Source organism: Flavobacterium kochi (genome assembly GCF_048286715.1).
GTDB lineage: Bacteria > Bacteroidota > Bacteroidia > Flavobacteriales > Flavobacteriaceae > Flavobacterium.
In genome coordinates this window covers 1-22,648 of the sequence record NZ_JBLVPW010000009.1, presented here as the reverse complement: position 1 = coordinate 22,648, position 22,648 = coordinate 1, and the positions used below count along the sequence as shown (strand labels likewise).

At 34.6% G+C, this 22,648-nt stretch carries 23 protein-coding genes; 10 read left to right on the top strand and 13 right to left on the bottom strand.

Annotated elements, in window-relative coordinates; translation table 11 throughout:
• The first annotated feature begins 1 nt into the window (after nucleotide 1).
• The 6 genes from ACNQGH_RS09680 to ACNQGH_RS09655 all read left to right on the top strand — a co-directional run bounded on the left by ACNQGH_RS09680 (nucleotide 2) and on the right by ACNQGH_RS09655 (nucleotide 8,489).
• The gene (locus tag ACNQGH_RS09680; protein ID WP_417955802.1) at nucleotides 2-1,456 is read left to right on the top strand and encodes a RagB/SusD family nutrient uptake outer membrane protein; all 1,455 of its coding nucleotides are present in this window, start codon (nucleotides 2-4) and stop codon (nucleotides 1,454-1,456) included.
• A 17-nt stretch (nucleotides 1,457-1,473) separates the two neighbouring features.
• The gene (locus ACNQGH_RS09675) at nucleotides 1,474-2,376 is read left to right on the top strand and encodes a LamG domain-containing protein (protein WP_417955801.1); all 903 of its coding nucleotides are present in this window, start codon (nucleotides 1,474-1,476) and stop codon (nucleotides 2,374-2,376) included.
• A 75-nt stretch (nucleotides 2,377-2,451) separates the two neighbouring features.
• Nucleotides 2,452-3,840 carry a glucoamylase family protein gene (locus tag ACNQGH_RS09670; protein WP_417955800.1) on the top strand — a complete coding sequence of 463 codons (1,389 nt, stop codon included), beginning with the start codon at nucleotides 2,452-2,454 and terminating at the stop codon, nucleotides 3,838-3,840.
• Between the two features lie 6 nt (nucleotides 3,841-3,846).
• Nucleotides 3,847-4,554 carry a carboxylesterase family protein gene (locus ACNQGH_RS09665; protein ID WP_417955799.1) on the top strand — a complete coding sequence of 236 codons (708 nt, stop codon included), beginning with the start codon at nucleotides 3,847-3,849 and terminating at the stop codon, nucleotides 4,552-4,554.
• Complete coding sequence (bglX, locus tag ACNQGH_RS09660; RefSeq protein ID WP_417955798.1) at nucleotides 4,551-6,851, top strand: beta-glucosidase BglX; 2,301 nt, start codon at nucleotides 4,551-4,553, stop codon at nucleotides 6,849-6,851. Before ACNQGH_RS09665 ends, bglX begins: the two co-directional genes overlap by 4 nt.
• A gap of 246 nt (nucleotides 6,852-7,097) precedes the next feature.
• Nucleotides 7,098-8,489, top strand: coding sequence for a M28 family peptidase (locus tag ACNQGH_RS09655; protein ID WP_417955797.1), 1,392 nt, complete (start codon nucleotides 7,098-7,100; stop codon nucleotides 8,487-8,489).
• Nucleotides 8,490-8,537: 48 nt separating this feature from the next.
• Here ACNQGH_RS09655 and ACNQGH_RS09650 read toward each other — a convergent pair whose 3' ends face one another.
• The 4 genes from ACNQGH_RS09650 to ACNQGH_RS09635 all read right to left on the bottom strand — a co-directional run bounded on the left by ACNQGH_RS09650 (nucleotide 8,538) and on the right by ACNQGH_RS09635 (nucleotide 12,232).
• On the bottom strand, nucleotides 8,538-9,623 hold the full coding sequence (locus ACNQGH_RS09650; protein WP_417955796.1) for a PAS domain-containing sensor histidine kinase: 1,086 nt from the start codon (nucleotides 9,621-9,623) through the stop codon (nucleotides 8,538-8,540).
• Nucleotides 9,624-9,947: 324 nt separating this feature from the next.
• Nucleotides 9,948-10,793, bottom strand: coding sequence for a hypothetical protein (locus tag ACNQGH_RS09645; protein WP_417955795.1), 846 nt, complete (start codon nucleotides 10,791-10,793; stop codon nucleotides 9,948-9,950).
• A 20-nt stretch (nucleotides 10,794-10,813) separates the two neighbouring features.
• On the bottom strand, nucleotides 10,814-11,632 hold the full coding sequence (kdsA, locus tag ACNQGH_RS09640; RefSeq protein WP_417955794.1) for a 3-deoxy-8-phosphooctulonate synthase: 819 nt from the start codon (nucleotides 11,630-11,632) through the stop codon (nucleotides 10,814-10,816).
• 150 nt (nucleotides 11,633-11,782) lie between these two features.
• Nucleotides 11,783-12,232: a 2-dehydro-3-deoxyphosphooctonate aldolase gene (locus tag ACNQGH_RS09635; RefSeq protein ID WP_417955793.1), complete on the bottom strand. Its 450-nt coding sequence runs from the start codon at nucleotides 12,230-12,232 to the stop codon at nucleotides 11,783-11,785.
• Between the two features lie 217 nt (nucleotides 12,233-12,449).
• Between ACNQGH_RS09635 and ACNQGH_RS09630 the strand changes: the two genes are divergently transcribed.
• Entirely contained in the window at nucleotides 12,450-13,007 is a 558-nt protein-coding gene (locus ACNQGH_RS09630; protein WP_417955792.1) for a YeeE/YedE family protein, read from the top strand.
• Between the two features lie 3 nt (nucleotides 13,008-13,010).
• The gene (locus ACNQGH_RS09625) at nucleotides 13,011-13,424 is read left to right on the top strand and encodes a DUF6691 family protein (protein ID WP_417955791.1); all 414 of its coding nucleotides are present in this window, start codon (nucleotides 13,011-13,013) and stop codon (nucleotides 13,422-13,424) included.
• A 42-nt stretch (nucleotides 13,425-13,466) separates the two neighbouring features.
• Here ACNQGH_RS09625 and ACNQGH_RS09620 read toward each other — a convergent pair whose 3' ends face one another.
• From ACNQGH_RS09620 to ACNQGH_RS09585, 8 genes are all read right to left on the bottom strand, one after another.
• On the bottom strand, nucleotides 13,467-14,138 hold the full coding sequence (locus ACNQGH_RS09620; RefSeq protein WP_417955790.1) for a lysoplasmalogenase: 672 nt from the start codon (nucleotides 14,136-14,138) through the stop codon (nucleotides 13,467-13,469).
• 15 nt (nucleotides 14,139-14,153) lie between these two features.
• Nucleotides 14,154-15,419 (bottom strand): sterol desaturase family protein, encoded by a 1,266-nt coding sequence (locus ACNQGH_RS09615; protein WP_417955789.1) that lies wholly within the window; start codon nucleotides 15,417-15,419, stop codon nucleotides 14,154-14,156.
• 95 nt (nucleotides 15,420-15,514) lie between these two features.
• Nucleotides 15,515-15,790, bottom strand: coding sequence for an ATP-dependent Clp protease adaptor ClpS (locus ACNQGH_RS09610; protein ID WP_417955788.1), 276 nt, complete (start codon nucleotides 15,788-15,790; stop codon nucleotides 15,515-15,517).
• A gap of 45 nt (nucleotides 15,791-15,835) precedes the next feature.
• Complete coding sequence (gene prmA / locus ACNQGH_RS09605; RefSeq protein WP_417955786.1) at nucleotides 15,836-16,669, bottom strand: 50S ribosomal protein L11 methyltransferase; 834 nt, start codon at nucleotides 16,667-16,669, stop codon at nucleotides 15,836-15,838.
• A 104-nt stretch (nucleotides 16,670-16,773) separates the two neighbouring features.
• Nucleotides 16,774-17,526 carry a triose-phosphate isomerase gene (tpiA, locus tag ACNQGH_RS09600; protein WP_417955785.1) on the bottom strand — a complete coding sequence of 251 codons (753 nt, stop codon included), beginning with the start codon at nucleotides 17,524-17,526 and terminating at the stop codon, nucleotides 16,774-16,776.
• Between the two features lie 50 nt (nucleotides 17,527-17,576).
• A complete protein-coding gene (locus ACNQGH_RS09595) occupies nucleotides 17,577-18,071 on the bottom strand; it encodes a TlpA family protein disulfide reductase (protein WP_417955784.1) in 495 nt (164 codons plus the stop codon).
• A gap of 636 nt (nucleotides 18,072-18,707) precedes the next feature.
• Nucleotides 18,708-19,808: a BT_3928 family protein gene (locus tag ACNQGH_RS09590; protein WP_417955783.1), complete on the bottom strand. Its 1,101-nt coding sequence runs from the start codon at nucleotides 19,806-19,808 to the stop codon at nucleotides 18,708-18,710.
• Nucleotides 19,809-19,816: 8 nt separating this feature from the next.
• A complete protein-coding gene (locus ACNQGH_RS09585; RefSeq protein ID WP_417955782.1) occupies nucleotides 19,817-20,365 on the bottom strand; it encodes a DUF1599 domain-containing protein in 549 nt (182 codons plus the stop codon).
• Nucleotides 20,366-20,452: 87 nt separating this feature from the next.
• Between ACNQGH_RS09585 and folP the strand changes: the two genes are divergently transcribed.
• Together folP and ACNQGH_RS09575 are read left to right on the top strand one after the other, a co-directional pair.
• Entirely contained in the window at nucleotides 20,453-21,277 is an 825-nt protein-coding gene (folP, locus tag ACNQGH_RS09580; protein WP_417955781.1) for a dihydropteroate synthase, read from the top strand.
• 2 nt (nucleotides 21,278-21,279) lie between these two features.
• Nucleotides 21,280-21,912, top strand: coding sequence for a hypothetical protein (locus ACNQGH_RS09575; protein WP_417955780.1), 633 nt, complete (start codon nucleotides 21,280-21,282; stop codon nucleotides 21,910-21,912).
• A gap of 260 nt (nucleotides 21,913-22,172) precedes the next feature.
• Here ACNQGH_RS09575 and ACNQGH_RS09570 read toward each other — a convergent pair whose 3' ends face one another.
• Nucleotides 22,173-22,493, bottom strand: coding sequence for a hypothetical protein (locus ACNQGH_RS09570; RefSeq protein WP_417955779.1), 321 nt, complete (start codon nucleotides 22,491-22,493; stop codon nucleotides 22,173-22,175).
• Nucleotides 22,494-22,648: the final 155 nt, after the last annotated feature.

Sequence of the window (22,648 nt, the reverse complement as noted above, 5' to 3'; positions counted from 1 at the left end):
TATGAAAAAGATATATATATCAATGTTTGTGCTATCCGCATATTTTGTTTCAGGATGTTCAAGCGATTATTTAGATGTAGATCAAACCGAATCTATTTCTACGAAAGATATAGCATTGTTCAACAATGATCAAGGAGCAGCTACTTTTGTAACGGCAATCTATAGTAAATTTTTAGATTGGAACATGACTTCATTTTCTTGGATTGGATTGTCAAGCATTGCTTCTGATGATGCTGACAAAGGATCTTCACCTGGAGATACAGGTTCGGATAAAGATGTAATGGATGCATTGACTTACAATGCTTCAAGTCCATCAACGAGTGAGGTTTTTGCGGCCAATTATGAGGGAATCAATAGATGCAATCAGGCATTAAGCATCATCCCACAATTGGATCAGGCAAATCCGGCTTTACGAGCCAGATTACTGGGCGAAGCTAAGTTTTTGAGAGCTTTCATGTATTTTACTTTGGTAAAAACCTACGGAGGTGTGCCAATCGTGAACCACTTGCCAAATCCATCTTCTGATGAAGACAGAATCATGCAATTAACACGCAAAACAAGTGCTGAAGTATATGCTTTTATCGAAAGTGATTTGGCTGAGGCTATTGCTGCATTACCAAACAAATCAGAATATGCTGCTGCTGAAAAAGGAAGAGCTTCGAAAGGAGCTGCTTATGCACTGCTAGCGAAAGTAAATTTATATCAAAAAAACTGGCAGAAAGTGGTAGACAACTGTAATTTGATTACAGGATATTCGATCGTTTCAGATTATGCTTCTATGTTTAGATTGGCTGGAGAAAATGATGCCGAATCTATTTTTGAAATTCAGGGAACCGGTTCAACTCCGGCCAAAGGAATCTCAGGATATTCTGCTACACAAGGTGCTCGTGGTGCCGGTGGATGGGGATGGGGTTTCAATACACCTACTCAAAGTTTGGTAAATGCTTATGAAACAGGTGATGTAAGAAAAAATGCAACCATCATTTTTGCAGGAAGCACTTTATATGACGGCAGAGTAGTACCAACAACGGTCGAAAACCCTAGATACAATTATAAAGCGTATTCTTCTGCTTTTACCGATGCTTGGGAAACGGATGTGAATATCAAATATTTGAGATATGCTGAAGTACTATTAATGAAAGCCGAAGCACTAAACGAGTTAAATCAAACTGGTGCAGCTATTCCATTGTTGAACCAAATCAGAGCAAGAGCCGGATTATTAAATACAACAGCAGTAACTCAAGCAGCTGTTAGAACTGCAATCTGGAAAGAAAGAAGAGTTGAAATGGCATTTGAACACGACAGATTCTTTGATTTAGTGCGTACGGGACAAGCCGTAGCTGCTTTTGCTCTTGATGGAAAAACGTTTGTTGCCGGTAAACATGAATTGTTTCCATTGCCACAATCATTCATTACACAAGCAGGTACGTTATCGACACAAAACCCTGGTTATTAATTTTAAAAACAGTAAAAATGAAAAAAAATAAATATATTTTCTTATTTGCTTCTGTTCTGGCTTCTCAATTTTTTGTAAGCTGTAATGAGGATAGTATAGATAAAGTAAACAGCCCAATTCCTTATGAGTCAATTGGAGGTTATGAAAACTCAGATGATGTTGCTGCCGCTAATTTGATTGCTAAACTGAGTTTTGAGAACAATATCACGGATTCAAAGAATGGAATTACCGGTGGCGTTGGAACAAATGTTTCGTATGATAACGGTGTAAAAGGGAAAGCTTATAAAGGATCTGCAAGTTCTTTTATCGCTTATAGTACAGTAGCAAGTTCTTTGGTAGGTATAAAAAGCATCACTGTTGCTATGTGGATCAATACCAATCCACACACAGGAGGAGCACAATCGTTATTTATGTTACCAAAAACGACAGATTTTTGGGGAAATATTTTCTCATTGATTGAAGGTACGGGGCCGGCCACTACTATGTTAATGAAAAATCACCTTCAAAAAGATGTAACTCCAAGTATTGCCTGGTCAGGTCAGTTTATTGAACACAGCGGTGCTAACGTATTAACTAATATGTTTGGAAAATGGAAACATGTGGTATGGACCTATAGTGGGGCCAGTTCGACTTACAGTATGTATATTGATGGACAAAAGCTTGCTTTGCCTGCTTCAATAGCAAAAAGATATGCCAGCGACCCTCTTGCTGGTGGAGTTGGATATGGTGAACTGGCCAATTCAAATGTTTCAAAATTCATTATTGGCGGATATCAGCAACATTTAGGTATGCCCTGGGGTGCTCCGGATGGTTGGATGTTGAATTATACCGGTCTAATGGATGAGTTTAGGATTTATAACGCTGCACTTTCTGATAATGAAGTGGTTGCTTTGTATAAATTAGAAAAAGATAACAGATAAAGACCTATTGACACACCTAGTTTACCTAAAACTAGGTGTGTATTTTTTAGTTATTAATCCTCTTATTTTATAAAAATGAAAAGTAGCTTATTTTTGTTAATTTTTTTGAACCTTTTCAACTCCTGCTCTTCATCATCCCCTGAAGGTAAGGGTGGCGGAGGTACTCCATTGCCAACAACTCCTACAACTCCTATTCCCGTTTTAACAGATACAGAAGCTATGGATCAAGTTCAAAAGGATGCAATCAAATATTTTTGGGATTATGCTGAAACCAATTCAAAATTAGCCCGCGAAAGGTATCATACTGATGATCCTAATTTTGAAGCTAATATTGTTACGACCGGGGGCTCAGGTTTTGGGTTAATGTCAATTGTCGTTGGTGTTGAGCGCGGATTTGTTAGTAGAAACGAAGCTGTTTCAAGACTTGCTACTGCGTTAACTTTTCTCGAAAATGCTGATCGCTTTCACGGTGCATGGCCGCATTGGATCAATGGGACAACCGGTAATGTAATTCCATTTGGGACGAAAGATAACGGAGGAGATTTAGTTGAAACTTCTTTCTTGTGTCAGGGTTTATTAGCTGTGCGAGAATATTTCAAAAACGGAACGACAGTAGAACAAGCTTTGGCTATCAAAGCAGATAATTTATGGAAAGGCGTAGAGTGGGACTGGTATACAAAAGGCGAAAATGCTTTGTACTGGCATTGGTCACCTACCTACGGTTGGGAAATGAATTTTAAACTGGAAGGATACAATGAATGCCTGATAACATACGTAATGGGTGCCGCTTCTCCAACTCATCCGATACCTGCTGCAGCTTATCATCAGGCTTGGGCAAGAAACGGAGCAATTGTAAATAGTGGTTCACAATACGGAATTCCAGTAATATTCAATTATAACGGAGCTACAGGAAATATAGGTCCCATGTTTTGGGCGCATTATTCCTATTTAGGCTTAGACCCTACAAACCTGACGGATCAGTATGCGGATTATTGGGCACTGACTCAAAATCATGCAAGAATCATGAACAAATATTGCATTGCCAATCCACATCAGTGGAAGGATTATTCTGAAAAATGTTGGGGATTAACAGCAAGTTATTCGCGTAATAGTGATGGATCTACAGGATATTCAGCGCATCAGCCTAATAATGATTTAGGAGTAATTTCACCAACAGCAGCTTTATCCTCTTTCCCTTATACACCAACAGAATCAATGAAATTTCTACATTATTTATATGATGAGAAAAAGAGTTCTTTAGTTGGAATAGCAGGACCTTATGATGCTTTTTCTCCGCATTATAATTGGGTAACAACACGTTATTTAGCAATCGATCAAGGAACAATTGCACCAATGATTGAAAATTATCGTACGGGTTTACTATGGAAATTATTTATGAATGCACCGGAAGTAAAACAAGGTTTAGTAAAACTTGGTTTTCATTCAGGGAAATATAATTTTTAGCAAATTATGAAGTATACAATTATAGTAGTTGCTTTTTTATTTTCACTGCATTCCTTTTCGCAGTCGGATGTCAATGGAAGAATGAAAACTGAAATTGTTGAAAAACATGAATTAGGTTATGCATTACATATTCCAGCGAATACTAAAGAAAAAAAGCCATTGATTATTTTTCTGCATGGTTCTGGTGAAAAAGGAACGGATATTGAAAAAGTAAAAATCCATGGCCCTTTCAAATACTTAAAAAGCCACGAATTGGATGCCTATATTCTGGCGCCGCAATGTCCTGAAAATGAATATTGGGATGAAGAAGTTTTGTATCGCCTGATTTTAAAAGTTCAAAAAGAAAATAATATTGATAGTAACAGAATTTACCTATCGGGCCTAAGCATGGGAGGTTGGGGAGCCTGGAATCTAGCCTTTGCACATCCTGAAACATTTGCTGCCTTAGTTCCTATTGCAGGATTTGTAGATAGAGTTCCGATGATAGAAGACTGCAAAATCAAGAACATTCCCATCCGAATTTTTCATGGTTTGTTAGATGATGTTGTCCCTGTCGATTATGCGATTACCATTTATAAAAAATTAAAGACCTGTTATGCCAACGTCCAGCTCACCATCTTTGATGATGCGGGCCACGATAGCTGGTCAAAAGTATATGACAATCAAGAAATCTATGATTGGATGTTCAAACAAATTAAAACAGATAAAAAATGAAAATTAAACTAATTGTACTACTCTTTGGCTTTTCACTTTTTGGCTACAGCCAAAAAAAGGCAGCTAAAAAGACAGTTAAAATTAAACCCAAAACCGAATTCGTAGCCGAATTAATGTCGAAAATGACTTTGGAGGAGAAAATAGGCCAATTGAACTTGCCCACTTCGGGAGATATTACAACTGGAGCAGCCAACAGTTCTAATGTGGCTAAAAATATTGAAGAAGGTAAAGTTGGTGGTTTATTTAATATCAAGTCCGTTCAAAAAATTAAAGAAGTACAAAAGATTGCAGTTGAAAAAAGCCGACTGAAAATCCCATTACTTTTTGGAATGGATGTTATTCATGGCTATGAAACGACCTTTCCTATTCCGCTTGGATTATCTTGTACCTGGGATATGAAACTGATCGAAAGAAGTGCACAAATTGCAGCCCAGGAAGCCAGTGCTGATGGAATCAACTGGACTTTTTCTCCAATGGTTGATGTTTCTCGTGATCCGCGTTGGGGAAGAGTTTCTGAAGGTTCGGGTGAAGATCCGTTTTTGGGAAGCCAAATTGCAAAAGCAATGGTACATGGATATCAGCAAGATGATTTGTCAAAAAACAATACTATCTTATCCTGCTTAAAGCATTTTGCTTTATATGGTGCGCCGGAAGCAGGGCGTGACTACAATACCGTTGACATGAGTAGAATAAAAATGTACAATGATTATTTTCCTCCATACAAGGCGGCTGTTGATGCCGGAGTTGGTTCGGTTATGGCATCTTTCAATGAAATTGACGGAATTCCCGTAACAGGAAACAAATGGTTATTGACCGATGTGTTGAGAAAGCAATGGGGTTTTAAAGGTTTTGTGGTTACTGATTATACCGGTATCAACGAAATGATTGATCATGGAATGGGTGATTTGCAAACGGTATCCGCATTGGCTTTAAATGCCGGAGTTGAAATGGATATGGTAGGCGAAGGTTTCCTTAAAACTTTAAAGCAATCATTAGACGAAAATAAAGTAAGTATGGAACGAATTGACAATGCTGTCCGACTTATTTTGAATGCCAAATATGATTTGGGATTATTTCAGGATCCTTATAAATATTGTGATGAAAAAAGAGCTAAAACTGAAATTTTTACAACGGATCACAGAGCGGAAGCCAGAAAAATTGCTGCACAATCTTTGGTTTTACTTAAAAACCAAAACCAACTGCTTCCGTTGAAAAAATCTGGGACTATTGCTTTGATTGGGCCTTTGGCTGATGCGAAAGAAAACATGGCGGGTACCTGGAGTGTAGCTTCTAATATGGAGAAATCTATTTCGTTAGTGGCTGGAATTAAAGAAGTGGCAGGAAATGCAACTAAAGTACTTTACGCTAAAGGAAGTAATTTGGATTATGATGCTGTTTTCGAAGAAAAGGCAACCATGTTTGGTAAAACCTTACACCGTGATAACAGAACCAAGGAAGAATTACTTGCAGAAGCTTTGAAAATTGCCAATCAATCGGACGTAATTATTGCCGCTCTTGGTGAATCTGCTGAAATGAGTGGGGAAAGCAGCAGCAGAACCAATTTAGAAATTCCGCAAGCTCAAAAAGATTTGTTACAGGAATTACTTAAAACAGGAAAGCCGGTGGTGCTGGTTTTATTTACCGGACGTCCATTGGTTTTAAATCAGGAAAGCGAAACTGTTCCTGCTATTCTTAATGCATGGTTTGCAGGAAGTGAAGCAGGAAGTGCCATTGCTGACGTTTTGTTTGGAAATGAAAATCCTTCGGGAAAATTGACTGCTACTTTTCCCAGAAGTGTAGGGCAGGTGCCTATTTACTACAATCAAAAAAATACAGGAAGACCGCTTTTAAATAAAGAAGGGAAGTTCGAAAAATTCAGATCTAATTATATTGACCTGAGAAACGAGCCTTTATTTCCTTTTGGCTTTGGATTGAGTTATACCACATTTGACTATTCGAACCTGAAAGTTTCGTCGGATAAAATGAATTTCAACGAAAAAGTAAAAGTTACCGTTGATGTTACAAATACCGGAAATTTTGATGGCAAAGAAGTCGTTCAATTGTACATAAGAGATTTGGTGGGTTCTGTTACAAGACCTTTAAGAGAGTTGAAAGGATTTCAGAAAATAGCCATTAAAAAGGGGGAAAAACAAACGGTAACCTTTGAAATTTCAGTTGAAGAGTTGAAATTTTATAATTCAGATTTACAATTTATTGCTGAACCAGGTGCGTTTCAAATTTTTGTTGGCACGGATTCAAACACAGAGAAGAAAGTTAGTTTGGAGTTGATTAAATAAATGTGGTTTGTTTATTTAGTGATGGCCCTTCGGTAGTAGTACCGAAGGGTTTTTTGATTGCAGAAGTGAACTAGTATGACTAGGGATTATTTGACGATTTTCTAAAAAGACTGGTGAAAATCTAGTTTAAGAAAGTAGATAAATTCAACTTATAATTAAATCTGTTGGGTATAAATTATTTTTTTGATAGTTATACCCAATTTGTTTTTTAATATATTTGAATACAAAATTGTAATAAAAAATTTAATGAAAAAATCAATTCTATCTGTTGTCCTGATTTTAAATAGCTTTTTTCTTTTTGCGCAGACAAATGATGAAAAAATTATCAAAGAAATTTACAAGTCAGCATTGACCCATTCTAAATGTTATTCTTGGCTGGATTATTTATCGAATAAAATCGGAGCTCGATTATCAGGCTCTGCCAGTGCTGAGAAAGGGGTTCAGTATACCAAAGAGCAATTAGCAACTCTGGGATTGGATAAGGTTTACCTTCAGGAAGTAATGGTGCCCAAATGGGTTCGGGGTGAAAAAGAAACAGCTTACATTCAAGACAATAAAACTAAAATAAATGTTCCTATTTGTGCACTGGGTGGTTCTGTTGCTACTTCAAAAAACGGGCTTACTGCTGAAGTAGTTGAAGTGCATAGCATTAAAGAATTAGAAGCTTTAGGAACTAAAATTAAAGGTAAAATCGTGTTTTTTAACAGGCCAATGGAACCGGAAAATATTGAAGCCTTCAACTCTTATAGTGGTTGTGTGGATCAAAGATATGCCGGAGCTAAAGAAGCATCAAAATTTGGTGCAGTCGGAACCATTGTGCGTTCTATGAATTTACGACTGGATGATTTTCCTCATACGGGAGCTCAAAGTTATGGTGATATTCCAAAATCACAATACATCCCGACTGCAGCTATTAGCACAAACGGAGCAGAATTGTTAAGCAAAACTTTGAAAAATAATCCAAAATTGAAATTCTATTTCAAACAATCCTGTCAGCAAATGGATGATGTTTTGTCTTATAATGTCATAGGAGAAATAAAAGGAAGTGAGCATCCGGAAAATATTATGGTTGTCGGGGGACATCTTGATTCCTGGGATTTAGCCGATGGTTCTCATGATGATGGAGCAGGTGTGGTTCAAAGCATGGAAGTGGTAAATATCTTTAAAAATTTAGGCTACAAACCAAAAAACACCCTTCGTGTCGTACTTTTTATGAATGAAGAAAACGGTGGAAAAGGCGGGAAAAAATATGAAGAATTGGCTCAAACCAATAAAGAAAACCACATCTTTGCTTTGGAAAGTGATTCAGGCGGATTCAGTCCCAGAGGTTTCTCTTTTGAAAGTGACGCTGTTAATTTTAATAAAATACTGGGATGGAAAAACCTTTTTGAGCCTTATTTGATCCATAGTTTTGTAATAGGACACAGTGGATCTGATATCGAGCCATTGACTTCTAAAACGATTGTAAAAGCAGGTTTAAAACCAGATTCGCAACGTTATTTTGATTATCATCACGCTTTAAATGATACATTTGATGCGGTTAATAAAAGAGAACTGGAACTTGGAGCTGCAACAATGGCTTCATTGCTCTATTTGATAGATCAAAATGGAATTGAAGTGAGCAAGGAAATGCCATAGCTTATCAAATCTAAAAAACAAAAAAATAATTACGAAGGCGTGCAATTCTCAATTTTTAAAAGAAATGATGAATTTTACGCCTTCATTAATTTTGCTCTCCACTACAATGTGCCCCCCTAAATTAGTAATGTGATTATATATTAAGTAAAGCCCAATGCCATTGCTGTCTATATGATTATGAAATTTTTGATGTAATCCAAAAATTTTGTCTTTGACTTTTTCCATATCAAAACCCAATCCATTATCAGAATAAATTAATTGACTTGTTCCGTTTACTTTTTTAGAAATAATAGAAATACAAGGTAGAACATCTGGTTTCGAATATTTTATTGAATTTGTAATCAAGTTTAAGAATATACTTTTCAGGTATTCTTTGTTAAAATTAATTTCAGTGAGCGCTGAAAAGTCGATGTCAATTGTAATTTTTGAATTTTCTATTAAGGAATTTATAGAAAACAGCACTTCATTTAAATTTTCATTCAAACTGAGCTCCTCAACAGGAGCATTTAATTCATCTTTATGAATTAATTCATCTACAGAGTTTTTTAACGTTTGTCTTAAAGTCTCCGTTGTTGATTTTAGTATCGATATGAATTCAAGTGTTTCCGGATCATTAATTTTTGAAATATCAATCAAACTAAATACAGATAGTAAATTATTTACTGGAGACTTCAAATCGTGTGAAGTTGTATAAGATAAATGCTTAAGGTCTTTATTGATTTTTGTCAGATTCGCCAAAAGTAAGTTTCGTTCTTCTTCAATTTTTTTTTTATGCGTAATGTTTTTAGCAATAGCATAAACCAATTTTTCATTTTCAACAGGCATTGACGTCCAGGATAACCAAACAATCTCTCCATTTTTAGTTAAATACCGATTTTCAAAATTTAAAAGAGGTTTGTTTTTATATACCTGCTCTCTGGTTTCGATAGTAATTTTAAGGTCTGGTGCGTAAACAAAACTGCTTATGGGGCTTGCATACAATTCCTCATCTGAGTAACCTAATAATTTTGAAACAGCTGGATTTATTCTCTTGAAATAGCCATCAAAACCTGCAATACAAATAAAATCAGCTGAGATATTAAAAAAATTATCGAAGTGATAGGCTCCATCTGAATCAGGATTTCTTTTAGTCATTGCGTTTAAAAGTTATTTTGTTGTTCGGATTGTAGACAAATTGAAATACTGTGATCGTTTAATTTTTATTATTTTGGAAGAAAAGGTGGTGTCAAATTTAGCTAATACTTATAAAAATAATAAAACTAATACTTATAAAAATAATAAAACTAATACTTATAAAAATAATAAAACTAATACTTATAAAAATAATAAAACTAATGCTAAAAACAAATTTAGAATTAAAATAAGATAAATCGTCATCATTTAAATGAAAAAATTAATCAAACAAAACGAGGCTGCCACTTTACAGACAGCCTCGTTTTGTATTTAGTTACACACTATTTATATTTTGAAAATACCCCCAAAAGCAATTATTCTTTGCATAAAGAAAAAATCTTGAGAGGCTCTGTCTTCGGGATTTTGAGTAGTTCTAATATCCTGCATGTTGATGTAGCCCCCTTTTAATTCCCCTTGAATATAAAAATGTTTAAAGAAAGTGATGTTTAAACCAGCTTTCAAAGAAGTTCCATAACCTGAAACATGAAAATCGTCATGACGCGGTTTTCCTAAAAGAGTCGTATTTGTTTTTGGATATAATAAACCGACTCCGGCACCTTTGGTTAAATTAATCTGGATTTTATCTGTATTTCCAATTTTAAATAGTGACGAAATATCATCATGCCTTGAAAATTCAGTATTTACATAATTTAAACCGTCTGTATGCTCATACAGTAAGAAGCTTTCAGTCATAACAGTTGGTGTATTGTCGTAAACACCGTCATAGGGCGCATTTCCTGAAATCGTTCCGGTCATGTTCAGCGTTTGATCCTGTGTCATTACATATTTCATGTGATCCAATCCAACGGCAATGCTGTAATGGTCATTTATGAAATACCCCATTCTAAAATTAGTTTGGGGAATTGTCATTTTCGACGGATTGATATAATCCACATGCCAACCTTTCGGTTTATCATGAGCAATCATATTATCGAGCGTAAAATTATAATCTTTACCTCGAAAGGTTGCATCAGATTTGGTGTAATTATCTCTGTTCCCACCCCATGATACAAAGAATTTTCCTTTGTTATGAGCGGTATATTTATCTTGCGATTTAATCTGTTGCTGAGCAGATGTGTTTATTGAAATAAGTAGAATTAAAAATGGGAAATAAAAAAAAAAATGTTTCAAAGAATTGGGGGAGCTAAGTTCTAAAATGTATTTATGGTTTTCCTTATGGCGACTAATTTGGTCATTAAACCTTCAAAATAATCTAAATGCAGCATATTAGCTCCATCACTTTTAGCGTTAGCGGGATCAAAATGAGTTTCAATAAAAATTCCGTCTACACCAACAGCGATTCCAGCTTTGGCAATAGTTTCAATCATATCTGGTCTTCCGCCAGTTACTCCAGCCGTTTGGTTGGGTTGTTGTAACGAATGGGTAACATCAAGGACCGTAGTGGCATATTGTTGCATCGTAGGAATGCCTCTAAAGTCTACAATCATGTCTTGGTAACCAAACATCGTTCCACGATCCGTAACCATTACGTTTTGATTGTTACAATCCAAAACTTTTTGTACGGCGTGTTTCATGCTTTCAGGACTCATGAATTGCCCTTTTTTTAAATTTACCACTTTTCCGGTATTAGCAGCAGCCATAACTAAATCAGTTTGGCGAACAAGAAAAGCTGGAATTTGCAGCACATCTACATATTGAGCCGCCATTTCCGCATCTTCATTGGTGTGGATATCAGTTACTGTTGGAACATTAAAAGTCTCAGAAACTTTTCTAAGGATTTTCAATGCTTTTTCGTCTCCAATTCCAGAAAAACTATCAATTCTAGAGCGATTGGCTTTCTTGAAAGAGCCTTTAAATACAAATGGAATCTCCAGTTTATCGGTGATACCGATTAATTTTTCTGCAATACGCATCGCCATTTCTTCACCTTCAATGGCACAAGGCCCCGCAAGTAGAAAAAAGTTGCCACTTTCAGTATGTTTGATTAGCGGAATATGTTGTAAGTTCATAAAATTTGTTTTTTTTTTTGAAGGTGCAAAGATAATTAGAAATTATGATTTAGTATTTTTTTGAAGCTATTTCCTGCCAGCCATTACACTATTTTCTTTTTTGTCATCAAAAAAGAAAAGGAATCTCACAGCAGTGTAATTTTTATTGAATTACTTTTTTAAAGTAAAACCAACAGGTACCATTAGAATACCTTTTTCGTAAATATTTAGATAGAGTTTTATTGGTTTTTTTAGTCCGGTCCACTTTACTTCATACACATCAAGAAAACCTGCGCCTAAATCGGTGTTTTTTGTTGGAAAAGGGCAGCAACTTTCTAATTTTGTGTAAGTGATTGTTTCTCCTTTAGGTCCAGCCAATGCATTTAGAAAACGCTCCTGATTGATCGTGTCATTTGCGGTATTTCTATAAAATACATTGATGGGATAATCTTCGTTGTAACCATATTTTTTGTCTTTGCTGTATTCCGTTATCACAAAAGTATTTTGATTGGTGACGGTGAGATTAGGCGCATTGTTGTCTACGTTTTTCAAAGTAGATTTGGTGCTCACGCAAGAAACACAGGCGAGAAGCAAAACGACAAAAAGTAGTGTCTTTTTCATATTTTAATATTTTTTTAAACTTCCTTAATGGGCTTGAAACAACAATTATTTTGATTGTTTTTCTTTATCCTGAATAATTATTTAAGCAGTATGCTAATGCAATCTGATTAAAAAAATACAAATATAAAAGAGGTTTTGTTACTTCAGCCAACAATTGTGTCTTTATTGTGATATTTTTAAAAAGTAGAATTCTTATTTTTGTAAAAAAAGAACGAATATGAATTTAATTTCTCAAACATGGCCGTGGTATTTTTCGGGATTTTTGATCGGTATGATTATGCTTTGCTTAATCTATTTCGGAAAGACTTTTGGCATGTCATCTAATTTGCGCTCCCTATGTTCCATCGCTGGTTTGGGTAAACGGGTCGCCTTTTTTGATTTCAATTGGAAAGAACAGCGTTGGAATTTAGTTGTTGTGTTAGGAGCTATGCTAGGCGGTTTTGTAGCTGTTCATTTTATGAGTGACGCTTCAAATGTTGCTATAAATCCTAAAACCATTGTACAATTAGCGCAACTGGGAATCGATGCACCGAACGGAAAATTAATGCCGGAAGCACTCTTTGGTGCGCAAATTTGGCAATCACCAAAAATCATTTTTATTTTAATAATAGGAGGGATTTTAATTGGTTTTGGTTCTCGTTATGCGGGAGGCTGTACTTCCGGGCACGCTATATCAGGCTTAAGTAATTTGCAGCTTCCCTCTTTGAAAGCTGTTATAGGATTTTTTGTAGGAGGATTGATTATGGCTCATTTTTTATTACCATTAATTTTTTAGAACATGAATGTATTAAAATATTTATTTGTTGGATTTGTTTTCGGGATTGTTCTTACGAAATCGGAAGCGGTTTCATGGTACCGCATTTATGAAATGTTTCAATTTCAATCGTTTCACATGTACGGAATTATTGCCGTGGCTGTTTTGACAGGGTTGATTGGTATTCAAATTATAAAAAGAAAAAATGTAAAAGATATAAAAGGACAGCCGATAGCAATTATTGATAAAGAAGCAGGTTCTTACCGTTATTGGATTGGCGGATTATTTTTTGGATTGGGTTGGGCACTTGTAGGTTCTTGTCCCGGTCCTATATTTATTCTAATCGGCGCTGGTTTCTGGAGCGTGCTTTTAGTGCTTTTTGGCGCTTTGTTAGGTACCTTTATGTATGGGCTGCTTAAAGATAAATTGCCTCATTAATTCCACTAAAATTTGAATTTGAATAGCATTTTAAAGGAAATGTTATTTTTTTCTGTTTAATTTTAAAATACCAACTACAATCAGGTATTGTGCAAACAGGTAAGTTGCCATAATAAGAAATGAACTGAAAATGACGGGCTCATAAAATTTATTGAAAGCCAGAATACTGTCCGAACAGACGAAAATTAAGGCGCCAAGCAATATATAGGTCCCAGCAGGTTTACTCCATTTTAAATACCCTTTAAATGCAAATAATAGCATCGTTGAGAGTAGGATCGCATAAACAAAAACTGGAATTGTTAAATTACCCAAAGTCGGTAGTAATAGCGATAACATTAGTATTAGATAGACAATAATAGCTGTAATCCCCACCCAAAAAACGGCTTTGTTTCTGGACGAATTTATCCTTAATTGCTTACTGAACAAAACGATATAGGCCATATGAGAGATCAGAAATGCTACCAGTCCTATTATGAAATAGATTTCAGCTTTATAAGCAAACATTAAAACCACATCTCCCATCCAAGAAAAAGTTAAGGCTATTAAAAGGAATTTTTTAGAGGGAAAATCTCCACAAGAATACACTGCAAGAAAAAGAAAAGGAATCAAAAAAGGTTTCATAAACCAAGAAATGTCTTCTCTTCCCAAAATGATTAATAAAAGATAAACGAAACTAATTCCGATATAGGCTTTGAATGATAAGGTACTTCTCATGAATTTTTTTTAAGATTATGCCGGAACTACTGTTTCTTTTTCAAAATTTACGCGTACAAAGTAGACTGTGGCTATTAAGGATAACGTAAGATATCCAATAATGATATAATTTGCGTAAGGGATTATTTGATTCATTGAAAACCAGTCACCAAAATATGCAATAATGCCTATCCCAAATGCAAATCGGAGGATTTCCCAAAAGACGGAAGTTTTTTTGGTATCCATTAACTCAGTATAGCTATAGACTGTTACAAAAATAAACGCTCCATATACGAACACATTGGGTAAACCGATTATCGCAATAGAATTGTATAAATAGCTGATAAGTAATAAAGTAACTGTGGCTTGAGTGACAGACCAAATCATTAATTTTTTGGAAGGGAGGGTGTCGTATTTTTCAAAAGCATAAACATCTTTAATCTTGTGTACAGGATATTTTTCTTCAAAATTTTCCGGACGCCATCCCGTTGGTTTGAACCAAATAATGCATTTATCTTTCCAGTTTTCAGCACGCCAGGCATCGGTTATCATTAACCAAAGATGCTGAAAATTAATACGGATCGGATTCCAGGTTTGTGCGGGTCTTGTAATTCCAAAAACAGGTGGGACTGATGCTAGTTCTTCTTGAAATGTTCCAAAAAAGCGGTCCCAAATTATAAAGATCTGTGAATGATTTTTATCCATGTATTCTGGATTGATAGCATGATGAACCCGATGATGAGATGGGGAAACCAGTATGTTTTCAAGAAAGCCAATTTTTTTAATGTGTTTAGTGTGATACCAAAATTGAAGAAATAAATGAATGGGAAGTGTAATCGCAATTACTTTTGACGGGACTCCCAAAAGAGCTGCAGGAATCAGCAGAAAGGTAAATAAATTTACAAAACTGGATATAGGCTGTCGTAAAGCACAGGCTAAATTAAACTCTTCACTACTGTGATGAATTGCGTGCTTATTCCACAAAAAATTGATTTGATGTGAAAAACGATGGCTCCAGTAGCCATAAAAATCAATGGCTATGAAGCCAATGATATAAGCAAGAACAGTAGCGTCTAAATGGAAAATTGCGATTTTTGAAGCGATCCAATCATAAGAAATAAGGGTAATACTAAGTCCTAAAACGTCCTTCACGGAGTTGATCATTCCAGAACTTACGCTTGAAACGGAGTCCATAGTAGGAGCAGTATCTTCTCCTTTATAATGACCGTATGTTTTTTCTATTATGATTAATAGTAAAAAAACAGGCATTGCAAAAACTAAAATTTTCCCGTATTCTTCCATAAAAGCCAGATGTGTTGTTCAAATATATAATAAAAGTATATATTTTTTGAATTATTTGTAATAATTCTACAACAGGTCATGAAATTTAAATACGGCTAAATAATTTCAGCGCTTAAGCCAGCTTCCAAGAGTTGGGTACACTGCGGTTTTAGTTTATTATAAGGACCTGTTTTTACGGTGCATTTTCCATTGTAATGAACAATCAACGCGCATTGTTCGGCTTGTTCTCCAGTGTGATTGCAAACGCGTATTAAAGTTTCTATGACATGGTCAAAAGTGTTTACATCATCATTATAAACAATAATTTCGTTATCAATGGATATAATTTCTTTTACACTGACTCTTTCTCTTACTTTTTCTTTAGTACTCATTTTGTAGGTTTTTTGTACTTCTATTATTAATAAAAAAATAAAGAACTAATTTACGTATTTTAATGAAACCCAGTTGTTTCTTTCGATTTTTTTAACATATGTTAACCCCTTTTCCGTGCATGAAGTATCGATAAATGGGATGTCTTCGACATAGAAACCACTTAAAAGTAACGTTCCTTTAGGATTCAAACAATCCACATAACTTTGCATATCGTTCAACAAAATATTTCTATTGATATTCGCAATTATCAAATCATATTTTTTATTTTTCAACAAAGCTGCATCCCCCTCATAAACTGTAATATGTTCACAATTATTGCGTTCCGCATTTTCGATGGAATTCAAATAACACCAATTGTCAATATCAATAGCATCAATAGGCTGGGCTCCTTTCATTTCGGCAAGAATGGCTAGAATTGCTGTTCCACAACCCATGTCAAGTGTTTTTAAACCATTTATATCGATTTCCAATAAATGTTGTATCATCATGTGAGTGGTTTCGTGGTGACCGGTTCCAAAACTCATTTTTGGTTCGATTACAATATCAAATTCGGCATCTGTTTTAGGATGAAAGGGAGCACGTACGTGACAATTGCCATCAACATCGATAGGTTCAAAATTCTTTTCCCATTCTTCATTCCAGTTGACTTGCTCTATTTCTTCGAAAGTGTAGTCAATTTTAAATTCCTCCGATTGTAAAATTTGAATCTCATCAAGAATCATTTCATCCCATAAATCCTTTTGTACAAAAGCAGAAATCCCCGTTTCGGTTTCAGTGAAGCTTTCAAATGCTTTTTCTCCCAATTGGGCAATTAATATTTCTGAACCTAATTCTTTTGGTTCTATGGTAAAATGATATCCGATATAAATGTTTGACATGTATTTTTTTTGCAAAGATAGTACTATCTCTTTTTATTGAAGAATTAAAACAAAAAAAAGGTCTGATAAAAATATCAAACCTTTGTTCTATTTAGGGTGAAAAATTATATTGCGTTTATAATAGCAACAAAATCATCTGCTTTTAATGCAGCTCCACCAATAAGACCTCCGTCTACATCTGGTTTAGAGAAAATTTCTTTTGCATTTTCTGGTTTTACACTTCCTCCATAAAGAATTGAAACATCTTCAGCGATATCGCTTCCAAAAGCTTTACGAACAGTTTCTCTGATGAATTCGTGCATTTCCTGCGCTTGTTCAGGAGAAGCAGTTTCACCTGTTCCGATTGCCCAAACTGGCTCATAGGCTAAAACAACGTTTGCCCAGTCTTTTGCCTCAATATGAAACAAACCATCACGCAATTGATTTTCAACAACATTAAAATGGTTTTTAGATTGACGGTCTTTCAATTCTTCACCAAAACAGAAAATAACGGTCATGTCATGTTCCAAAGCGGTATTTACTTTACTCGCAATTAAAGCATCCGTTTCATTAAAAATAGCTCTACGCTCTGAATGTCCAAGAATCACGATATTCACGCCAACACTTTTAAGTATATCAGCAGAAATTTCGCCTGTAAAAGCCCCGCTTTCAGCTTGATGTACATTTTGAGCCGCCACGTCAATATTTGTAAACTCTAAGTGATCAACAGCAGAAGCCAGGTTTACAAAAGTTGGAGCTACAATTACTTGTGCTTTAGTTTCTGTTGGGATTTTTGCAATTAATTCATTCAATAAATCTTCCGTCTGTTCTGCGTTTTTATGCATTTTCCAGTTTCCTGCTACAATCTTCTTTCTCATTTTGTTGTTTTTTATTTTAGTTAGGTAGTTTTTTGAAATGAATAGTGCTATTATTTCAATTTTTTTAAAGTTTTATTTATTAAGTCAAAATCGGTTTCTATCGCACGATATAAAACTATTTTTCCGGTTTTGTCAATGATGATGTATCTTGGAATCCAATCCAAATCAATTGCTTTTCCAAACACACCTTTCATTTGGTCGTTCGCCATGAAATGATCTCCTTTTAATTCGTGTTTTTCAATACCAATTTTCCATTTATCAACAGCTTTGTCCATTGAAATAAATACGTAAGCCACAGTAGGGTTAGTAGCCTGTAATTCTTTAATTTTTGGCATTGCTTTTACACAATCGCCACACCATGACGCCCAAACTTCTATCACTAGAGTTTTGCCTTTGTGCTTTTTTAAAATATTTTTAAAAGCAACCTGACTTCCATTAGTTGACAATAATGTTTCTGATAAGGCTTCTTTTGAAAATGCTGTTTTTTGAGCTTGAGTACAAGAAAATGTAACGAAAGCAATAAATAAAACGAATATTTTTTTCATTTTTTATAATTTGGAACAAAGTTAAACAAACAATTTGAATGGGGAATATAGATTGACGAATTTTGAATACTCAACGGTTATGTCAAAAAAAATGATTTTTTTGTAATGTTAAAAGTAGTGAAATCGTAATAGTTAGCTATTAGATGGTGCGTTTGTTGAAATAAGTTAAAAGTGGGGCTTTAAAAACGAACTGATTTTTTAGTTTTTGAGACCTTTTTCAGTAAAATATATTGCCTAATGCGGGATCTGCATGAATATATAATAGGTAAGGCTTAGACAATCTCTTCAGCAAAAATGAGATTGTACTTATCCCTATACTGGTTGTAAACTTGATTTAAATTTAACTCGTCTATTTCGGTTGTTGTAAATAGCTCTCCGCTATCTTAAAAATGGCTCAAATAAAAATATTCAAACTCTTTCTTACGGAAAACTGATTTTACTGGTTCGTAAGGCCATTTCCTTACCTGTAATTGGACTTTTCATAGTTCCCTGAAATAAATATTTTAGGTAATTAGTGATTAAAGAAACTGGTCGGCACAAAAAATACATGTCTAAAGGTGTTTCATTCCTTCGGTAGCGCTGTCATAACACCTTGAATGATGATCTTTCTTCTGTCTTTGGAAGTCGTAACTTATACTATAGCTTCAAATCTGCAATATCATTATAATGTACTTTTTGTAAAATTGTCCCTTTTTCAAGTACTATGATACTGGGATTGGCTCTTTCGATTGTTTTTAAAGCTGTTGCATCGCAGAAATAAAAGTCAAATGTCAGCCCAAATTCTTTTTTTGATTTAGCAATTTCTTCTGGGGAAGAAGCTGTCATCCCAATTACTTTATAGCCTTTTGCTTTCGCTTCCTGATTCAATTTTTCTAATTTAATTAAACCTTCTTTATCAGCATGAACTAAATCATAAGCCACAATCATAACTAATTTTTGCTCATTTAAGAACTCATCCTTATAATCAGATCCGTCTTTTTCCATCGCAAAATCATGAATAGGAGGGATGTAGCCTTCTGTAATCACTTTGTCTTTTCTGTCTACAAAAGTTGCTCCTTTAGGTAGTGCCATTAAATCTTTTTCACTAAATTCTTTATCAACACCATTTACTTTGTAGATAAAAACCATTTCGACTACACTTTTTGGGGCATTGTCAGGGATTCGCATTCCTTTTTGAATATTCGTTCCTACTTTATAGGGACGAAAATCGATTATAGGCAAATGATTTATAACCCAATAGCCTATAAAGGTACATGAAGCGATACTTGCAAAAGCCAAAATATTTTGAACTGTATTTCCAAATAACGGGTTCACTAATTTTCTATTGAAAAATAGAATAAGAATAAAAAATAATAAAACCACATCTTTGGTGAAGGATTGCCATGGCGTAATATGCAAAGCATCTCCAAAACAACCGCAGTCTCTGACAACATCAAAATAGGCAGAATAAAAGGTAAGGAAAGTGAAAAACACAATCAATAACAACAGACTGTTAATCGTAAATTTTGATTTGTAACCGATGAGCAACATAACACCCAAAACGACTTCAAGAATAACCAAAAATAAAGCAATTGCTAATGCAAACGCTACTAAGAAAGGCATGTTAAAAACCGGTTCTCCAAAATATTCTGCCAGCTTATAAGAAAAACCAATGGGGTCATTGAGCTTAATTAATCCTGAAATGATAAATAAGATTCCAACGAAAATTCGGGAGAATTGAGTAATTATATTTTTCATAATTTATTTTAATTTTTAGTTCCAAAATCCATTAAAATCAATGCAAAAATCGAATAATTAATCATGTCCTGATAATTGGCATCTATGCCTTCAGAAACCAATGTTTTTCCTTTATTGTCTTCGATTTGTTTCACACGAAGCAGTTTTTGCAAAATCAAATCCGTTAATGAGCTCACACGCATATCACGCCAGGCCTCACCATAATCGTGATTTTTGGCTTCCATTAAATCTTTGGTCAGTTTGACTTTAGTATCGTATAATTCGGTTGCTTTTGAAACATCTAAATCGGGTTGGTCGGCGACGCCTAATTCTAATTGAATTAATGCCATAATGGAATAATTGATAATCCCGATGAATTCACCAGTTTCATCTTCGTCAATTTTACGAACATCGTTTTCTTGTAAACTTCGTATTCTTTGGGCTTTAATGTAGATTTGGTCTGTCAGTGAAGGCAATCTTAAAATACGCCATGCACAACCGTAATCTTTCATTTTGTTGATAAACAGCGAACGACAAATCGCTATCACAGTATCATATTCCTTTGAAGTATTCTTCATTATTGGTGTATATTTGTCTAAAATTTTTTCAAAAATAGCATATTTTTTTTGAATGTAGAATTTTGAAGTCTTTAAAACTGTAAACAAATGACTATTAACTGCAAAGGGCAACTCATCGACTTATCAACTCCCAAAGTAATGGGAATTTTAAATGTCACACCCAATTCTTTTTTTGATGGCGGTAAATATAAAAATGAAAAGGAAATACTTTCGCAAGTTGAAAAAATGCTTATCGATGGCGCTACTTTTATTGATTTAGGGGCTTATTCCAGCAAGCCCAGTGCCGAATTTGTTTCGGAAAAAGAAGAAATTTCAAGAATTGTTCCTGCTATAGATTTGATTCTAAAAAGTTTTCCCGAAACGATTATCTCCATTGATACTTTTAGAAGTGAAGTGGCGAAAGCCTCCATCGAAAGTGGAGCAGCCATCATTAATGACATTGCTGCAGGAAACCTCGATGAAAAGATGATTGAAATAATTGGTAAATACAATGTTCCTTATATTATGATGCACATGCGTGGTAATCCTCAGACGATGCAAACGCTGACTAACTATGACGATATTGTAAAAGAAATAGTATTCTATTTTTCGGAACGAATTGCCCAGGCAAGAAGTTTTGGAATCAATGACTTAATTATTGATCCTGGTTTTGGCTTTGCCAAAACACTGGAACAAAACTATGAAGTATTTCAAAAAATGGAATTATTTACCATACTGGAATTACCCCTTTTAGTTGGAATTTCAAGAAAATCAATGATTTCTAAAGTTTTGAATATCAATACAGAAAGCGCATTAAACGGAACTACAGTTTTAAATACTTTAGCATTGTCTAAAGGAGCAAAGATCCTTCGTGTTCATGATGTAAAGGAAGCCGTGCAATGTGTTACCTTATTTAATAAAATCCATTCATAGCTATGAAGTATTTCAGTCTGGGTATCTTTTTTATGTTGCTTTCTTGCGGAAACAAAGAAGCTGTTTTATTACCAAAGGCCAATGTAACGATCGTCAAAAATGTAGAAGATCATTCGCCAATCTATATTTTTTTTAGAACCAATGGAAAAGACACTTTGGCAGAAGTAAACAGGAAAAACGAAATTATTTCTACCAATTGGATTTTTAATGTAGACAAGCGTCTGCCTTTGCGATTAGTAATTCCTGAAGTCATGAAACTGCAACAAAAAAAACGTGAAGAAAAAGCACACAAAAATGAAAAGGCTCAAAATTACTATTCCTATGCCGATACTATTGGAAAAAGCTTAGCTTTTATTCCTTTTACAAATGTGTTTTACAAATTGGAAAAACCAAAATCAGGAGTTGTTGTCTTTTTTACCAAAAATAATGTGGTTCTGGTCGACAGTATTGTTGTGAAAAAAGAGGAACTCCTAGTATCTTTAAATAAAGCAGCTAATGATAAACCTTATAAATATGTCTTTTGCTTTGATAAAGACTTAAGTTTTGAAAGTTATATTCAAGATGAAATTTTTATAAAAAGTTTAAAACTATCAAAATCAGAATTAAGTGGCAGCAATCAGGAGTTTGTTTACTAAAAAAAAACATGATTATTGATATCTATTCAAAGTTTGAAGATCTTAAAACCAGGAATTTTTACGGTTTTAGTACTACCCAAAAGTCGCAACAAAACTATTGATGGGTAAAAAGATTTTTTGTTCTGATAAAGATTTTTGTTTTTTTTCAAGATAGGCTCATTTTTAATCACAAACGTTCACAATACGCCCTTACCCCACAGAGTTTTTTAAGTAACTTCAGTAAATTCAGTTTCTAAATTTGTAATATTTTATAATCTTGTTCAGAATACCTGTAGCGTTCTTTGTCTTGCGTGATTTACAAAGGTTGAAGCGATGGTTATGTAATTAAAACAAACTGCTTTAATACGCATATTGAGCTTGATGTATTTGGTTTTGTTTTGTACCAAAATCTTTCTTGTCCATTCAAATAGAACAGAACACATTGCCATAAGGTACATGAAAACAGTATTCATATCCATGTCCGGAAAAGGCAAATGATTCACGTTAAAATCATTGAGTAAATAACGATTAGAATTTTCTGCATCCCCTCTGTCGTTATACGATTTATCGCCGCCAAAAGGGATGTAATTTGTGGTAGCCACTTCTTTTTTTTTTCAAAGTTAACTTCAATGGTTTCCCGTGTTTTTATCAGAGCACAATGTTTTCTAAAGGATTCAGAATTTACATTTCGTATGTAAAAACAAGCCGCTCTTTGGCTTACCAATTCGACAACTGATTGTTGGTAGGATGCTGAATC

What these genes read in the sequence shown, in the direction of transcription:
- ACNQGH_RS09680 (WP_417955802.1), top strand. Translation starts at nt 2, where the DNA reads ATGAAAAAGATATATATATCAATGTTTGTGCTATCCGCATATTTTGTT.
- ACNQGH_RS09675 (WP_417955801.1), top strand. Translation starts at nt 1,474, where the DNA reads ATGAAAAAAAATAAATATATTTTCTTATTTGCTTCTGTTCTGGCTTCT.
- ACNQGH_RS09670 (WP_417955800.1), top strand. Translation starts at nt 2,452, where the DNA reads ATGAAAAGTAGCTTATTTTTGTTAATTTTTTTGAACCTTTTCAACTCC.
- ACNQGH_RS09665 (WP_417955799.1), top strand. Translation starts at nt 3,847, where the DNA reads ATGAAGTATACAATTATAGTAGTTGCTTTTTTATTTTCACTGCATTCC.
- bglX (WP_417955798.1), top strand. Translation starts at nt 4,551, where the DNA reads ATGAAAATTAAACTAATTGTACTACTCTTTGGCTTTTCACTTTTTGGC.
- ACNQGH_RS09655 (WP_417955797.1), top strand. Translation starts at nt 7,098, where the DNA reads ATGAAAAAATCAATTCTATCTGTTGTCCTGATTTTAAATAGCTTTTTT.
- ACNQGH_RS09650 (WP_417955796.1), bottom strand. Translation starts at nt 9,623, where the DNA reads ATGACTAAAAGAAATCCTGATTCAGATGGAGCCTATCACTTCGATAAT.
- kdsA (WP_417955794.1), bottom strand. Translation starts at nt 11,632, where the DNA reads ATGAACTTACAACATATTCCGCTAATCAAACATACTGAAAGTGGCAAC.
- ACNQGH_RS09635 (WP_417955793.1), bottom strand. Translation starts at nt 12,232, where the DNA reads ATGAAAAAGACACTACTTTTTGTCGTTTTGCTTCTCGCCTGTGTTTCT.
- ACNQGH_RS09630 (WP_417955792.1), top strand. Translation starts at nt 12,450, where the DNA reads ATGAATTTAATTTCTCAAACATGGCCGTGGTATTTTTCGGGATTTTTG.
- ACNQGH_RS09625 (WP_417955791.1), top strand. Translation starts at nt 13,011, where the DNA reads ATGAATGTATTAAAATATTTATTTGTTGGATTTGTTTTCGGGATTGTT.
- ACNQGH_RS09620 (WP_417955790.1), bottom strand. Translation starts at nt 14,138, where the DNA reads ATGAGAAGTACCTTATCATTCAAAGCCTATATCGGAATTAGTTTCGTT.
- ACNQGH_RS09615 (WP_417955789.1), bottom strand. Translation starts at nt 15,419, where the DNA reads ATGGAAGAATACGGGAAAATTTTAGTTTTTGCAATGCCTGTTTTTTTA.
- ACNQGH_RS09610 (WP_417955788.1), bottom strand. Translation starts at nt 15,790, where the DNA reads ATGAGTACTAAAGAAAAAGTAAGAGAAAGAGTCAGTGTAAAAGAAATT.
- prmA (WP_417955786.1), bottom strand. Translation starts at nt 16,669, where the DNA reads ATGTCAAACATTTATATCGGATATCATTTTACCATAGAACCAAAAGAA.
- tpiA (WP_417955785.1), bottom strand. Translation starts at nt 17,526, where the DNA reads ATGAGAAAGAAGATTGTAGCAGGAAACTGGAAAATGCATAAAAACGCA.
- ACNQGH_RS09595 (WP_417955784.1), bottom strand. Translation starts at nt 18,071, where the DNA reads ATGAAAAAAATATTCGTTTTATTTATTGCTTTCGTTACATTTTCTTGT.
- ACNQGH_RS09590 (WP_417955783.1), bottom strand. Translation starts at nt 19,808, where the DNA reads ATGAAAAATATAATTACTCAATTCTCCCGAATTTTCGTTGGAATCTTA.
- ACNQGH_RS09585 (WP_417955782.1), bottom strand. Translation starts at nt 20,365, where the DNA reads ATGAAGAATACTTCAAAGGAATATGATACTGTGATAGCGATTTGTCGT.
- folP (WP_417955781.1), top strand. Translation starts at nt 20,453, where the DNA reads ATGACTATTAACTGCAAAGGGCAACTCATCGACTTATCAACTCCCAAA.
- ACNQGH_RS09575 (WP_417955780.1), top strand. Translation starts at nt 21,280, where the DNA reads ATGAAGTATTTCAGTCTGGGTATCTTTTTTATGTTGCTTTCTTGCGGA.